Raw genomic sequence first — 14,465 nt, forward strand, 5'->3', positions numbered from 1 at the left:
TGAACCACCGCTTTCGCAGGCAAGCCAGCTCCCACATTGGTCATGTACTACCCACAAAATCTGCGCCTGGCACAGATCCCCTGTGGGAGCAGGCTTGCTCGCGAAGGCGGTGGGTCAGTCGACATCAATATTGACTGACACACCGCTTTCGCGAGCAAGCCCGCTCCCACAGGGGGATCGCGTTAGGGCTGTGAGGGTTACGCCAGGCTCTTGCTGACCACCTCAAACACATCGCTGGACAGCTCACCCGCGCCCAGGATGCGTTCCAGCTCCGCTTTCATCAGCGCCTGCCGGGCGCTGTCGTATTTACGCCAGCGGGTCAACGGCGCCAGTTGGCGCGAGGCGATCTGTGGGTTCAAGGTATTGAGTTGGATCACCAGGTCCGCCAGGAAGCGGTAACCCGAGCCATCCGCCGCATGGAAGTTGATCAGGTTCTGCCCGGCAAAGGCGCCCACCAGCGCGCGCACCTTGTTGGGGTTCTTGATGGTGAACGCCGGGTGCTCCATCAACGCCTTGACCCGCGCCAGCCCGCCCGGCAAGGTGCTGCCGGCCTGGACGCTGAACCATTGGTCCATGACCAGCGGGTTGTCCTTGAAGTTCTCGGCAAACACGGCCAAGGCCTGGGCTTTCTCTGCTTCAAACGGCGAGTTCACCAGCACCGCCAACGCCGTCAGGCGTTCGGTCATGTTATCGCTGGTGTCGAACTGATCCAGGGTGGCCGCCAACACTTCTGGCTTGCCACTGAGCATCAAGTACGACAGCGCGATATTCTGCAGGGCACGCCGGGCGAAGTGCTCGGCCTCTGCCACATATGGCGTTTGCTTAGACAGCTCACGGTTGGCCTGATAGCGCAGCCACAACCCTTCGAACAGGTTGTCGGCCAGTTGCTTGCGGGCAAACTCGCGGGCAGCGTGGATGGCGTCCACATCCGCCACTTCGCTGATTTCCGTGAGGTAGGCTTCACTCGGCAGCGAGAGCATTTCGGCGACCATGGCCTGGTCCAGGCTTTCATCGCTCAACACCGTGCGCAGCGCGTCGATCAGGCGTTGGTCGAGCTTGAGCGGCTGGCCGGCCTGGTGCTGGCCGATCAGTTCTTGCAATACCTGCACGGCCAACTGCTGGCCAGCATCCCAGCGGTTGAAACCGTCGCTGTCGTGCTGCATCAGGAACATCAGTTGATCGCGGCTGTAGGGGAAGCTGAGCTTCACCGGCGCCGAGAAACCCCGCAGCAACGAAGGCAAGGGTTTTTCAGCAATGTCGACAAAAGTAAACGTCTGCTCCGCTTCGGTTACCGAGATCACCCTTGAGGTGCCTCCTGCCGTCGCTTCACCGGCCAGGCGCAAAGCGATACCGGCGCCCTGCCCGTCCAGCAAGCCCAGCTCCACCGGGATCACGAAGGGCAGTTTCTCGACCTTGTCCGGGGTCGGCGGGCAGCTCTGGCGGAAGGTCAGGCTGTAGGTCTTGGCCGCCGCATCGTAGGCTTCGCTCACCGCCAGACGTGGGGTGCCGGCCTGGCTGTACCAGCGCTTGAACTGGCTGAGGTCGGCACCATTGGCGTCTTCCATGGCCTTGATGAAATCGTCGCAGGTCACGGCCTGGCCGTCATGGCGTTCGAAATACAGGTCGCTGCCTTTGCGAAAGCCCTCGGCGCCGAGCAAGGTGTGGATCATGCCGACCACTTCCGAGCCCTTTTCATACACGGTCAGGGTGTAGAAGTTGGAGATCTCGATAAAGCTGTCCGGGCGCACGGCGTGGGCCATGGGGCCGGCATCTTCAGCGAACTGATGGGTACGCAGGTACGCCACGTCCTGGATGCGCTTGACCGTGGCCGAGTTCATGTCGGCCGAGAAGCCCGAGTCACGGAACACGGTGAAGCCTTCCTTGAGCGACAGCTGGAACCAGTCGCGGCAGGTCACGCGGTTGCCCGACCAGTTGTGGAAGTATTCGTGGGCAACGATGGCCTCGACGCGCTGGTGAGCGGCATCGGTGGCGGTTTCGGCGCGGGCCAGCACGGCGCTGGAGTTGAAGATGTTGAGGCCCTTGTTTTCCATGGCGCCCATGTTGAAGTCGTTGACCGCGACGATCATGAAGATGTCCAGGTCGTACTCGCGGCCGTAGGTCTCTTCGTCCCAGCGCATGGATTTTTTCAGGCTGGTCATGGCGTGCTGGCACTTGTCGATATTTTCCGGCTCGACGTAGATGCGCAGCGCGACTTCGCGGTTGGTCATGGTGGTGAAGCTGTCTTCGACGCACCACAGGTCACCGGCCACCAACGCAAACAGGTACGCCGGCTTCTTGAACGGATCTTCCCAGGTCGCCCAGTGCCGGCCGTCTTCACCAGGGCCGCTGGCGATCGGGTTGCCGTTGGACAACAGCACCGGGTAGCTGTGCTGCTCGGCGATCACCGTGGTGGTGAACACGCTCATCACATCCGGGCGGTCGAGGTAATAGGTGATCTTGCGGAAACCTTCGGCCTCGCACTGGGTGCAGAACATACCGCTGGATTTGTACAAGCCTTCCAGGGCGGTGTTGGTTTCCGGGTGGATCTTGACCGTGGTGTCCAGGGTGAAGGTTTCACGCTGGGGCTGCAGGGTCAGGTGGCTGTCGGTCAGCTGGTAATCGGCGGCGGTCAGTTCCTGATCCGCGAGGGTGACGCTCAGCAACTCAAGCTGCTGGCCATCGAGCACCAGCGGTGGCAGGCCGGTACCACGCTCGGGGTTGCGGCGCATCACCAGCTGCGCGTGGACCAGGCTGTGGTCCTCGAACAACTCGAAGGTCAGGTGCGTCTCGTCGATCAGGTAGTCCGGCGCCTGATAGTCCTTCAGGTAAATCATCTTCGGTTGTTCGGTGCGCATGCTGGGGATCCTTCTACTGATGCACGGCGAGCTGGTAGGCCGTGTATTTACGAATGTTGATGACGCCGGTGTCGAAGATCAGGTATTGGCCCTTGATCCCCAGCAGCGTGCCTTCGGCAATCGGGTTCTTGTCCAGGTTGAAGCTGACGATCTTGGTCGGATACTGCTCGACCGGGTAGCGGATTTCAATCGGCTCGATGTCGGCAATGGTTTGGATGGCTTGCAGGCCAAAGCGTTCCTGCAAACCCAGCAAGCCCTCGGCGCAAGAGGCGAACAGCTCGTCACGCACCTGCTTGAGGTCCACCGATTGCGCATCGCCCTTGAGCAAAGCGCGCCAGTTGGTCTTGTCGGCCACCTGGCTGCGAAACAGGTCTTCGACGAAGCCCGATTGCTGGCGCGTCGCCACGCGCATGATCGGCAGCGCCTGGCTGGCGCCCTGGTCCAGCCAACGGGTGGGCAACTGCGTAGCCCGCGTAATGCCGACCTTGATCCCCGACGAGTTGGCCAGGTACACCACGTGGTCGGTCATACAGAATGTCTCGCCCCAGCCCGGATCGCGGCAGGTGCCGGCGTCGTAATGGCAACGCTCGGGGCTCATGATGCACAGGTCACACTGGGCCAGCTTGGTCATGCACGGGTAGCAATAGCCCTGGCTGAAGCTGGTCTTGGTCTTGCGCCCGCAATGGCTGCAATGAATCGCGCCCAGGTATTCCAGGCGTACATGGGTGCCGATCAGCGGATTGACCGGCACCTCGGTGTTTCCTAAGCGAAAGGCGTATTGAACGGTCGGCTCACCGAGTTGCGCCGACATTTTGCTGACTGCACCGCGACCAATTTCAATCAATGGATCGCATCCGACTTGAACAGGATGTTGGGTACCGGTGCCGATTTCGACGCGCATTCCTGCGGGCCCATATAGCCGGTGCGCTGGTCTTCGGGCAGGTTCTGGATTTCCCAGGCGATCACCGCTTGCAACGACAGCTCGCGCTGCTCGGCGGTGAGCTTGCGGCCATCGGACCATTTGCCGATCTCTACCGCGAGCTTGAGGCTCTCGTAGATGTCCGGGGTGATGTTTTCGATCATTTCAGCAAAAGAGGACATAAGGCTCTTCCTTATCAAAGAGACGCTTTGCGACGGTTGTACAAACCGCCGAGCAAACCCGTCAAGCAACCGATGACCAAGCCGCCCACATGGGCCGCGTTGGCGATTTCGCCGAAACCGATCATCGAGACCAGCCCCGACAGGCAGAGCAGCAACCACACCAGCATCATCACCAGCACCCCACGGGGCAGGCGATAGGCCGGGTTGGGCGACAATAATTGAAAGATCCAGCAATGCCCGAGCAGGCCATACAACACGCCGGACAAGCCGCCAAACAAGCCGGGGCCGCCGTAGGCGTATTGCGCGTAGTTGGAGACCAGGCTGAACAACAGGGTCAGGCCCAGCAGGTTGATGCTGCCCTGGCGCGCTTCAATGCGCCGACCCAGCTCCCAGTACCACATGCCGTTCATCGCCAGATGCAGGATGCCGAAGTGGATCAGCATCGGCGTCACCAGGCGCCACCACTGCCCCGAGGCCAGGGTGTAGGCCAGCGGCGTGAACTGGATGTACTCGCCCAGCACCCGGAACGGCAGGAAGGTCAACCAGGCCATGGCTTGCAGGTTTTCACCCAGCAGAGTTACGGCAGCGACGATGAGACTGGCCAACAACACCAGAGCGGTGACCGGGCTGTGGCGCACCTGCTGAACAAAACCTGGCCGCGCAACGGGCGCCTGCTCGGGAATGTCCAGTTGCTGGTCCGGGTCGCCTGCTGGGAAGCGCTGATACAACACGCGCACATCGTCACTGATGGCCTCGGGCACCCACAGCACCTGTTCACCCGCCTCTTCGCTGACGCGGTGCGGCACCTGCATGCGGTGCAGCAACTTGACGAAGCCACCCAGGTCGACGCTCAGGGGCAAGCGCAATACAGCTACGGTACTCATGGAATGGCCTCTGGTCGCTCAACGTCGACCCATACGAATTTACGCGGATCCAGTTGGGTTTCCTGGTCCAGTCGATACGCCACCAGCTTGCCGTAGAGCACGGCACTGTAGTCCAGGCAGGCCAGGTTTGGGCGGATCGGCGCGGGTTTGCCGCTGCGCCAGTAGTGGCCGACGAACAACAGCGGTTCATCGACGCCATAGCGCAGCAGGGAATTCTTTTCAGTGGACGATAGCGGCGTGCGTGCCACCGGCTCCGGCAAAGCATCGGGCTGGAACACGATGTCGCCGTAGGTCTTGGGGTCGTCTTCCCAGAACTTGGTGCGAAAGAACGAACGTGTCAGGCCATCGCCACCGGTCAACGTCAGGCCGTCGGGCAGGCGCATATCGGTACCGCGCAACAAGCGATCGAACGCGTTGCAGGCGAAACTGCCCGGTACGGCAGCGGCTTGCAGGAAGTGCGGGTCGATGCAGCCATCCGGGAACGTCGCGCGCAGCGGCTGAATAAAACTGTCGTCCCAGCACGCGTGCACCACGCGAAAGCGCCCGGCGTCGACAAACAGCGGCATGTCGTAGAACCAGCCGAGGAAGTCGTGCCAATCGGCCGGGTGGTGTTCGAACTGGGTCAGGGTCTCGTGGATCAAGCGGGCGTGGCGCGGGTTGTGCTCACGCACAAACTGCTTGCCGCTGCCCGGAGGGGCCGGCGTGGTCCAGCCCAGCGCATTGAACTCGTGGTTGCCCATGATGCACAGCGCCTGGCCGGCCTCGGTCATGTCATGGACGATATGCAGCGCCTCGCGGATGCGTGGGCCACGGTCGATGATATCGCCCAGGAACACGGCCATGCGTGACGGATGGCGCCAGGTGCCGCCCTGCTTGTGGTAACCCAATTGGTCGAGCAAGTGCTCAAGGGTATGAGCGCAACCGTGCACGTCACCAATCAGGTCGTAGCTACGCGCGGGATCGAGCATCAGTCGCCTCCACCTCCCAAGCGGCTGCCCCAGCCCAACTTGGTGCGGCACACTTCGTAGTAGTTGTGATCCAGCGGGTGGATCAAGCGCAACTTCTGTGCCTTCTTGCTCACGGTGATGGTGTCACCGGGGGCGCAGGTGAAATGGTTCTGCCCGTCGCAGGAGACTTGCGGGTAGATTTGCATGTCTTTGGACACCACGATTTTCAGCTCACTGTTGCCATCGACCACAATTGGCCGACTGGACAACATATGGGGGTACATCGGCACGATCACAATGGCATCGAGCTTGGGGTGCATGATCGGGCCGCCCGCCGACAGCGCGTAGGCGGTGGAACCTGTGGGCGTGGCGACGATCAGGCCGTCGGCCTTCTGGCTGCACACGAACTGGCCGTCGATGTACAGCTCGAACTCGATCATGCGCGTGGACTTACCGGGGTGCAGCACCACATCGTTGAGGGCATCGCCCTGGCCGATCGCCTCGCCGTGGCGGCGCACTTCGGCTTGCAACAGGAAGCGGTTCTCCACCAGGTAATGGCCGTCGAGCACCTTCGCCACTTCGACTTCCAGCTCATCGGGGCGGATGTCAGTGAGGAACCCCAGGCTGCCGCGGTTGATCCCCAGCACTGGCACGTTATGCCGCGCCAGCGCTCGGGCGGCGCCGAGCAGGCTGCCATCGCCACCGACCACGATGACCATGTCGCACACCTCGCCGAGCATCTTGCGCGACGAAGTTTGCAGGCCGTGGCCGGGGAGGATTTCAGCGATGGTGTCTTCGAGGATCACATGCAGGTGGCGCTCGAGCAGAAACTTCTTCAGCCGGCGGACGGTGTCCAACACCTGGGTACTGCCCAGGCGACCGATAATGCCGATATTGCGAAAGTGCTCCATGGGGCTCCTGCGGGATCTGGGGTGAGGCAAAAAGAGCGATTATGGGCGAAAGGCCGCCTCAGGCAAAATCCTTTGTCGCCGCCAGGCCTTGATGACAATGGTTCTCAGGCACCTTGCGCGCGCTGAAAAGGCTATGCTCGGAGCATGACGCCATTCCCCGACTTGCACACCCTGCCCCGCCAATTGCGCCACCCCGAGGTGCGCGACCTGGCGTGGGTGATGCTCGCGCCACCGATGCTGGCGCAGACGCCTTGGCCCCAGCGCCACCCGCTGGCCGGCAGTGACTGGGTGCAGGCCCCTCATCAGCTCGAAGCCTGGCTGCGCCAGTTGGACCAGGACAGCAGCGCGTTGCAGCAGTGGCTGAGCCTGTCACGCACCCGGCGCCTGGGCCTGTATTACGAACGCTTATGGCAATTCGCGGTGCAGCATGCGCCGGGCGTGGAGTTGCTGGCCGCCAACCTGCCGATCCGCCGTGCCGGGCATACCCTGGGCGAGCTGGACATGCTGCTGCGCGACCGCGATGGCGTGCATCACCTGGAGCTGGCGATCAAACTCTACCTGGGCCCGCAGGACGGCAATGGCCAGGACACTGCGCAATGGCTGGGGCCTGGCTGTCATGACCGGCTGGACCGCAAACTGGCGCACCTGGCCCAGCATCAATTGCCGATCTCCGCGCGGGCAGAAAGCCGCGAGGCCTTGGCGGCGTTGGATATCCAACAGTTCGATGCGCATTTGTGGCTCGGCGGCTACCTGCTCTACCCCTGGCCTGGCGCGGCGCAATCCCCGCTCGGCGCTCACCCGCAGCACCTGCGTGGGCGCTGGTTGCATCAGCGCGATTGGGCGGACTTTGTCAGCACTCGCCCAGCGGGCCGCTGGCAACCCCTGCCCCGGCATGCCTGGCTGGCGCCGGCGCATTACCCGGCGGATGAAGTGTGGAGTGAGGTGCAGATGCAAGGTTGGCTGGCAGACCTGGACCCAATGGCCCCGGCGCAGTTGCTGGTGCGCATGGTGCCCAACGGTGAGGAGTGGGAAGAAGCCGAGCGGTTGTTTCTGGTGGCCGATCTTTGGCCGAATGTGCCGGGGACAGGCTGATACTGGTGTGGTGTGTTTGAGGGCCTCTTCGCGAGCAAGCCCGCTCCCACATTCGACCCAGTACATCCGTTGGAATGCGGACAAATGTGGGAGCGGGCTTGCTCGCGAATGCGCCCTCCCTGGCACTACACATCATCGATATGCTGATACTCCAACTGCAACCCCACCGCCAATCCCTCAGCCCGCCCCAACCTGATCGGCCCACGCTCGATATCAATCAACATACCTGGGCACTCCAACCGCGGCAGCGCGCCCATCGCCTTCAGTCGCCCATCGGTCACCACCAGCAACTTCTGCTGCTCGGCGGGATAACGCTTACGCCGTGCCGCCAACCAATGCCCCGCCTCGGTCAGCGCAGCCAGCAACGGCGTCCCGCCGCCCGCCCCCAACTGCTCCAACCAATCGGCCAAGCCTTTGGCCGCCTTCAAGCCTTGCACTTGCCACTTCGGTGACTGCCCGCTAGCCGTGAGCAACGCCATGCGCGCCCGTTGCTGATAAGCATCGTCAAACAACTGAGCCAACAACCCCTTGGCGTCGGTCAACGCCCGATGGCGCCGCGTGGACGCCGAGGCATCGACAATCACCAGCCACAGCTCAGGGGCTGACCGGCTACGCAGATGAAACAGCAGGTCAGCACGGCATTGCGGTCGCCCACCGAGCAACGTGCCCGGCCAATTGATCGCCCCGCGCTGTGCGCTGCGGGCCTTGCCCTGCCGGCCGGTGTTCAATCGCCCCGCCTGGGGCCGGGCATCCGCCCCCGCGTCAGATCGGGGGCGGATGCCTAGGGCTTTTTTGGCCAGGTGGGTACATCGCGGCGGGCGCCCGTAGGCAGGGCGGGTGCAGACATATCGCCCCACTGGCCTTGGCCGGGCGAGGTGTCAGAGGGTTGCGATGACGGCCCGTCATTCGGCTGGGGCGGCGCGCCTGGCGGAGTCTGTTGCTGACGACGATGGCGCAAGGCAAACTCTGCCACCGCATCGATATCTTCCTGCTCGATAGCGGCCGCACCACGCCACGCCGCGTGGGCACGGGCGCCACGCAACCAGACCAAATCGGCGCGCAAGCCGTCGACCCCTGCGGCAAAGCAGCGCTCGGTGATGCGGGCCAGCGCCTGGTCATCCAGGGCGATGCTGTCGAGCCGTGCCCGCGCGTGGGTGCAACGTTCGCGCAAGGCGGCTTGGGCTGGCGCCCACTGCGCGCAGAACGCAGCTGGGTCGGTGTCGAAATCCAGGCGACGCCGGATGATTTGCCCACGCTCGGCGGGCAAGGTCTGCCCGCTCAAGGCCACGTTGAAGCCGAAGCGGTCGAGCAACTGCGGGCGCAGCTCGCCCTCCTCCGGGTTCATGGTGCCGATCAATACAAAGCGCGCCGCATGGCGATGGGAAATCCCGTCGCGTTCGATCAGGTTGGTGCCGCTGGCCGCCACGTCCAACAGCAGATCCACCAAGTGGTCCGCCAGCAGGTTGACTTCATCCACGTACAACACGCCGCCGTCGGCCTTGGCCAACACGCCAGGGGAAAATTGCGCGCGGCCCTCGCCCAGTGCGGCGTCCAGGTCCAAGGTGCCGACCAGGCGCTCTTCGGTCGCGCCCAGGGGCAAGGTGACAAATTGCCCGCTGGCCAGCAGGTCCGCCAGCCCACGGGCCAGAGTGGACTTGGCCATGCCCCGTGGCCCTTCGATCAGCACGCCGCCGATCTTCGGGTCGATGGCGGCCAGGCACAGCGCCAGCTTCAAGTCATCGGCGCCGACCACGGCGGACAGCGGGAAATGGGGAGTATCAGTCATCAGCTGTCTTCTTCTATGTCCAGCAACAGGTTTTCCAAGGCTTCGCGGTACGCCCCCGGTGCCTGCCACAAGCCACGTTGTTGAGCTTCGAGCATGCGCTCGGTCATGTCGCGCAGGGCATCGGGGTTGTGCTGTTGCACAAAGGCACGGGTGTCGGGGTCCAGCAGGTAGGCATCGGCGAGCAAGGCATATTGGTGATCGTCAATCAGCGCGGTGGTGGCGTCGAAGGCGAACAGGTTGTCCACGGTCGCGGCCATTTCAAACGCGCCTTTATAGCCATGGCGCTTCACGCCTTCGATCCACTTGGGGTTGGCCGCGCGGGAACGGATCACCCGGTTGAGCTCTTCCTTCAAGGTGCGGATTTTCGGCAAGTCCGGCTGGCTGTGGTCGCCATGGTAGCTGGCGGCCTTGTCACCGCTCAGGGTTTCCACGGCGGCCAGCATGCCGCCCTGGAACTGGTAGTAGTCGTTGGAGTCGAGCAAATCGTGCTCGCGATTGTCCTGGTTCTGCAACACCGCCTGCACCTGGCTCAAACGCTGGGCAAATTGCTCGCGGGCTGCGGTGCCTTCATCGGAGCCACCGTAGGCGTAGCCACCCCAGTTCAGGTAGACCTCGGCCAAGTCCTCGCGGCTCTGCCACAGGCGCCCGTCAATCGCGCCCTGCACGCCTGCGCCATAGGCGCCCGGCTTGGCGCCAAAGATGCGCCAGCCGGCCTGCTTGGCCGCTGCTGCTTCATCCAGGCCCGACTCAAGCAGCGCTTGGTGTTCGCTGCGCACCTTGGCGGCCAGCGGGTTCATGTCGTCGGGTTCATCCAGGGCCGCTACCGCCTGCACCGCCGCATCGAACAGGCGGATCAGGTTGGCAAACGCATCGCGAAAGAACCCGGACACGCGCAGGGTCACATCCACACGCGGGCGGTCCAATAAGCTGATTGGCAGGATCTCGAAATCGTCCACCCGCTGGCTGCCGGTGGCCCATACCGGGCGCACGCCCATCAGCGCCATGGCCTGGGCAATATCGTCACCGCCAGTGCGCATCGTGGCAGTGCCCCACACCGACAGGCCGAGCTGACGCAGGTGGTCGCCATGGTCTTGCAGGTGCCGCTCAAGAATCAGGTTGGCCGACTGGAACCCGATGCGCCAGGCCGTGGTGGTTGGCAGGTTGCGCACGTCCACGGTAAAGAAGTTACGCCCCGTCGGCAGCACATCGAGCCGCCCGCGACTCGGCGCGCCACTGGGCCCCGCCGGGACAAAGCGCCCACTCAAGGCATCGAGCAAACCACGCATCTCTGCGGGGCCGCAGGCATCCAGGCGTGGCGCGACGACAATGCGCAGGCTTTCGATCACCGACTTCACCTCGTGCCAGCCGGGCTCTTCCAACTGCTCGATGGGCCCTTCCAATGCCTGCTCGATCAAGCGCGCTGCGTACAACTCCAGACGTTCACGGGTATCCCCGGCGGTGCGCCACAGCTGATCGTCAATCTTCTGCAACACCAACGGGCGCCGCCCCGTCCAGGGCTCGGCCAATGCGCAATCGAGCGGATCAAACCCCAGCTCGAATGCCTTGGCCAACACCCGCAACAGGCTCGACTGCGGGCCCCGGCCATCGCCCCGGGGAATGCGCAGCAGCGCCAGCAAGGTGTCGATACGCAAGCGGCCCTCGGGCGACTCGCCAAAGATATGCAGGCCGTCGCGGATCTGCGATTCCTTCAAGTCGCACAGGTAGGTATCCAGGCGCGGCAGCCACACCGCCGCGTCCGCCTCACTGCCCAATTCCAACTCCTGGTCGATACGGGTTTCGCGCACCAGCTTGAGGATGTCTTTTTGCAGCTCCTGGGCACGGCGCGGGTCGAGCAATTGCGCTTCGTAATACTCATCGGCCAGCAACTCAAGGTCACGCAGCGGGCCGTAGGTTTCGGCGCGGGTCAGCGGTGGCATCAGGTGGTCGATGATCACCGCCTGGGTGCGCCGCTTGGCCTGAGCGCCCTCACCCGGGTCGTTGACGATAAACGGGTAGATATTCGGCAGCGGCCCCAGCAGTGCATCCGGCCAGCAGTGCTCCGACAGGCCCACGCCTTTACCAGGCAGCCATTCCAGGTTGCCGTGCTTGCCCACATGGATCACGCCGTGGGCGCCGTAGGTATCGCGTAGCCAGAAATAGAACGCCAGGTAGCCATGGGGCGGTACCAGGTCCGGGTCGTGGTACACGGCGCTGGCATCTACCTGGTAACCCCGGGCCGGCTGGATGCCGACGAAGGTCAGGCCCAGGCGCAGGCCGGCGATCATCATGCGGCCATCGCGGCACATCGGATCGTTTTGCGGGGCGCCCCAACGCTCCAGCACAGCCTGGCGATTGGACGCCGGCAAGCGATCGAACATCGCCTGGTATTCCACAAGGCCCAGGCTTTGATGGCAGGGGCGCAGGTCGAGGCTGTCGAGGTCGTTGGTGACGCCGCCGAGCAGTTCATGGATCAGCGCAGTGCCGCTGTCGGGCAGCACATCCGCCACCGGATAGCCTTCGGCTTGCAAGGCGCGCAGGATATTCAGCGCCGCCGCCGGGGTGTCCAGGCCCACGCCGTTGCCGATGCGACCGTCGCGGGTCGGGTAGTTGGCCAGGATCAACGCAATCCGTTTCTGGGCATTGGGCACCCGCGCCAACTCGACCCAGCGGCGTGCCAGCTCAGCGACAAAATCCATGCGCTCGGGCGCTGCGCGATAGCACACCACGTCCGACTGGCTGCGCTCGCTGCGCCACGCCAGGTCCTTGAAACTGATCGGCCGGCTGATGATGCGCCCGTCCAGCTCCGGCAAGGCTATATGCATCGCCAGGTCGCGGGGCCCCAGGCCTTGTTCGCTGGCCTGCCAGCCGGGTTGGTTGTCCTGGGCGCAGATCGCCTGGATCACCGGAATATTGCGGCGAAACGGGCGCAAATGTGGCGCTTCCGGGCTCGATTGGGCAAAGCCGGTGGTGTTCAGAATTACCGCGGCTTGCACATCATCCAGCAGGTCCTCGACCACCGTGAGGCAGCCGGGCTCTTTCAAACTGGCCACCGCAATCGGCAATGGGTTGAAGCCCGCCGCTTGTAAGCGCTGGCAGAACACATCGATAAAACCGGTATTGGCCGCCTGCAAATGGGAGCGGTAGAACAGCACCGCAGCCACGGGCCAATCGGCGTGCCAATCGGCCTGCCAGTCATTGAGACGGGCATTGGCGGTGTGCGGGTGATAGATCGCCGTGCGCGGCAGCGCTTGCGGCTCGGCCCAGGCATAGTCGCGACCCAGGTGAGCACTGGCCAGGCAGTGATAAAAATCCAGGGCATTGCCCAGGCCCCCTTGGCGCAGGAAGTGCCACAGGCGCTCGCGGTGTTCGGCCGCAACGGTGCTCAGGCCGCTGAGTTCCGGGTCTGGGCGGTCGTCACCCGGCACCAGGATCAGGGTGACGCCGCGTTCGGCCAACTCCACCAGGCGCTCGATACCGTAGCGCCAATAGCCGATGCCGCCGTGCAATGACAGCAGGATGACCTTGGCGTGGCGCAATACCTCGTCGACGTACAGGTCGACCGAGGCATGGTTCTGCACCTGCATCGGGTTGGCCAGGCGCAGGCTGGGGTAATCCTCGGGCAATTGCTGGGCGGCTTCGGCGAGCAGCGCCAGGCTGGAATCGCCGCTGCACAGGATCACCAGTTCAGCGGGGGTCTGGCCAAGGTCGGCAATATTGTCGTCCGCGACGAAACCACCGGGTTGGGTCCTGAGCAGGTGCATGGTTAAACGCTGAGGGCAGCGCGCAATTGCGCTTCAAGGCCGGCGGCGTCCAGTTCCTGGCCGATCAGTACCAGGCGCGTGGTGCGTGCTTCGTCAGCGCCCCAGGCACGGTCGAAGTGCTTGTCAAAGCGCGTGCCCACGCCCTGGATCAGCAGGCGCATCGGTTTGTTGGGGATCGCGGCGAACCCTTTCACACGCAGGATGCCATGCTGCACCACCAATTGGGTCAGGGCGTCGAGCAGCAGCGCCTCATCAGCTTGGGGCAAGTCGATGGAGATGGAGTCGAAGGCATCGTGATCGTGGTCGTCTTCACCTTCGTGGTGATGGTCGTGATGGCTGTGACGCCCGTCGATATGCTCCTCGGAACCGGCGCCCAGGCCGATCAGCACGTCCAGGGGCAGGCGACCGCTGCTGGCTTCGATGATCTTCACCGCGGGCGGCAGTTCTTCGGCGACTTCCAGGCGCACACGGGCCAGGTCTTCGGCGCTGATCAGGTCGGTTTTGTTGAGAATCACCAGGTCGGCGCTGGCCAACTGATCGGCGAACAGCTCGTGCAACGGCGATTCGTGGTCCAGGTTGGGGTCAAGTTTGCGCTGGGCGTCGACCTGGTCCGGGAAGGCGGCAAAGGTGCCGGCGGCCACGGCTGGGCTGTCGACCACGGTGATCACCGCGTCAACGGTGCAGGCGCTGCGGATTTCCGGCCACTGGAAGGCTTGCACCAACGGCTTGGGCAGCGCCAGGCCCGAGGTTTCGATGAGGATATGGTCCAAGTCACCGCGACGGGCGACCAGTTCACGCATCACCGGGAAGAACTCTTCCTGCACGGTGCAGCACAGGCAACCGTTGGCCAGCTCGTAGACGCGGCCATTGGCCTCTTCTTCGGTGCAACCGATAGAACACTGCTTGAGGATTTCACCGTCAATGCCCAGCTCGCCGAACTCGTTGACGATCACCGCAATGCGACGGCCCTGGGCGTTGTCGAGCATATGGCGCAACAGCGTGGTTTTGCCCGAGCCAAGGAAGCCGGTAACGATGGTGACGGGAAGTTTGGCCAGTGTTTTCATCGGATGCCCTTTGGGGCGGGCATACGGGACGACAGGCCCTGCGGCGGCGCGCAGCAGCGGATTT

11 protein-coding genes and 1 pseudogene are annotated in these 14,465 nt (G+C 63.6%); 2 read left to right on the forward strand and 10 right to left on the reverse strand.

All coding sequences use genetic code 11. The features are described from left to right. Window positions 1–58: 58 nt before the first annotated feature. Window positions 59–172, forward strand: a pseudogene (locus MF6394_RS35220) (DUF4381 domain-containing protein); the annotation flags it as partial. A 25-nt stretch (window positions 173–197) separates the two neighbouring features. On the opposite strand, the gene pepN reads toward MF6394_RS35220, so the two are convergent. The 6 genes from pepN to MF6394_RS20435 are packed head-to-tail and all read right to left on the reverse strand — an operon-like array spanning window position 198 to window position 6,698. Continuing rightward, entirely contained in the window at window positions 198–2,855 is a 2,658-nt protein-coding gene (gene pepN / locus MF6394_RS20410) for an aminopeptidase N (protein ID WP_044273408.1), read from the reverse strand. Between the two features lie 13 nt (window positions 2,856–2,868). Beyond that, the gene (locus tag MF6394_RS20415; RefSeq protein ID WP_078467406.1) at window positions 2,869–3,699 is read right to left on the reverse strand and encodes a DUF2797 domain-containing protein; all 831 of its coding nucleotides are present in this window, start codon (window positions 3,697–3,699) and stop codon (window positions 2,869–2,871) included. Further along, on the reverse strand, window positions 3,696–3,956 hold the full coding sequence (locus tag MF6394_RS20420) for a YeaC family protein (RefSeq protein ID WP_016972751.1): 261 nt from the start codon (window positions 3,954–3,956) through the stop codon (window positions 3,696–3,698). The genes MF6394_RS20415 and MF6394_RS20420 overlap by 4 nt, the downstream gene beginning before the upstream one ends. Before the next feature lie 14 nt (window positions 3,957–3,970). Beyond that, complete coding sequence (locus MF6394_RS20425) at window positions 3,971–4,840, reverse strand: rhomboid family intramembrane serine protease (protein ID WP_078467407.1); 870 nt, start codon at window positions 4,838–4,840, stop codon at window positions 3,971–3,973. After that, complete coding sequence (locus MF6394_RS20430) at window positions 4,837–5,811, reverse strand: metallophosphoesterase (RefSeq protein WP_376753094.1); 975 nt, start codon at window positions 5,809–5,811, stop codon at window positions 4,837–4,839. The genes MF6394_RS20425 and MF6394_RS20430 overlap by 4 nt, the downstream gene beginning before the upstream one ends. Next, on the reverse strand, window positions 5,808–6,698 hold the full coding sequence (locus tag MF6394_RS20435; protein WP_003190745.1) for an NAD(+) kinase: 891 nt from the start codon (window positions 6,696–6,698) through the stop codon (window positions 5,808–5,810). Before MF6394_RS20435 ends, MF6394_RS20430 begins: the two co-directional genes overlap by 4 nt. 144 nt (window positions 6,699–6,842) lie before the next feature. Here MF6394_RS20435 and MF6394_RS20440 point away from each other — a divergent pair, with 144 nt between their 5' ends. Then, window positions 6,843–7,790: a DUF1853 family protein gene (locus MF6394_RS20440; protein WP_069558671.1), complete on the forward strand. Its 948-nt coding sequence runs from the start codon at window positions 6,843–6,845 to the stop codon at window positions 7,788–7,790. Between the two features lie 125 nt (window positions 7,791–7,915). Here the strand turns inward: MF6394_RS20440 and MF6394_RS20445 are convergent, their stop codons facing one another. The 4 genes from MF6394_RS20445 to cobW are packed head-to-tail and all read right to left on the reverse strand — an operon-like array spanning window position 7,916 to window position 14,401. Continuing rightward, window positions 7,916–8,518 (reverse strand): vWA domain-containing protein, encoded by a 603-nt coding sequence (locus tag MF6394_RS20445; RefSeq protein WP_078467409.1) that lies wholly within the window; start codon window positions 8,516–8,518, stop codon window positions 7,916–7,918. 53 nt (window positions 8,519–8,571) lie between these two features. After that, window positions 8,572–9,576 carry an ATP-binding protein gene (locus MF6394_RS20450; RefSeq protein WP_078467410.1) on the reverse strand — a complete coding sequence of 335 codons (1,005 nt, stop codon included), beginning with the start codon at window positions 9,574–9,576 and terminating at the stop codon, window positions 8,572–8,574. Next, the gene (gene cobN, locus MF6394_RS20455; protein WP_078467411.1) at window positions 9,576–13,337 is read right to left on the reverse strand and encodes a cobaltochelatase subunit CobN; all 3,762 of its coding nucleotides are present in this window, start codon (window positions 13,335–13,337) and stop codon (window positions 9,576–9,578) included. The genes MF6394_RS20450 and cobN overlap by 1 nt, the downstream gene beginning before the upstream one ends. 2 nt (window positions 13,338–13,339) lie before the next feature. Continuing rightward, on the reverse strand, window positions 13,340–14,401 hold the full coding sequence (cobW, locus tag MF6394_RS20460) for a cobalamin biosynthesis protein CobW (protein WP_047710668.1): 1,062 nt from the start codon (window positions 14,399–14,401) through the stop codon (window positions 13,340–13,342). Window positions 14,402–14,465 lie beyond the last annotated feature (64 nt).

The sequence above is a fragment of the Pseudomonas sp. MF6394 genome, from assembly GCF_002018845.1.
Classification (GTDB): Bacteria; Pseudomonadota; Gammaproteobacteria; order Pseudomonadales; family Pseudomonadaceae; genus Aquipseudomonas; species Aquipseudomonas lactis.

Bases quoted from the DNA above. Each gene is read 5' to 3' on its own strand.
- pepN (WP_044273408.1), bottom strand. From the start codon at position 2,855: ATGCGCACCGAACAACCGAAGATGATTTACCTGAAGGACTATCAGGCG.
- MF6394_RS20420 (WP_016972751.1), bottom strand. From the start codon at position 3,956: ATGTCCTCTTTTGCTGAAATGATCGAAAACATCACCCCGGACATCTAC.
- MF6394_RS20425 (WP_078467407.1), bottom strand. From the start codon at position 4,840: ATGAGTACCGTAGCTGTATTGCGCTTGCCCCTGAGCGTCGACCTGGGT.
- MF6394_RS20435 (WP_003190745.1), bottom strand. From the start codon at position 6,698: ATGGAGCACTTTCGCAATATCGGCATTATCGGTCGCCTGGGCAGTACC.
- MF6394_RS20440 (WP_069558671.1), top strand. From the start codon at position 6,843: ATGACGCCATTCCCCGACTTGCACACCCTGCCCCGCCAATTGCGCCAC.
- MF6394_RS20450 (WP_078467410.1), bottom strand. From the start codon at position 9,576: ATGACTGATACTCCCCATTTCCCGCTGTCCGCCGTGGTCGGCGCCGAT.
- cobN (WP_078467411.1), bottom strand. From the start codon at position 13,337: ATGCACCTGCTCAGGACCCAACCCGGTGGTTTCGTCGCGGACGACAAT.
- cobW (WP_047710668.1), bottom strand. From the start codon at position 14,401: ATGAAAACACTGGCCAAACTTCCCGTCACCATCGTTACCGGCTTCCTT.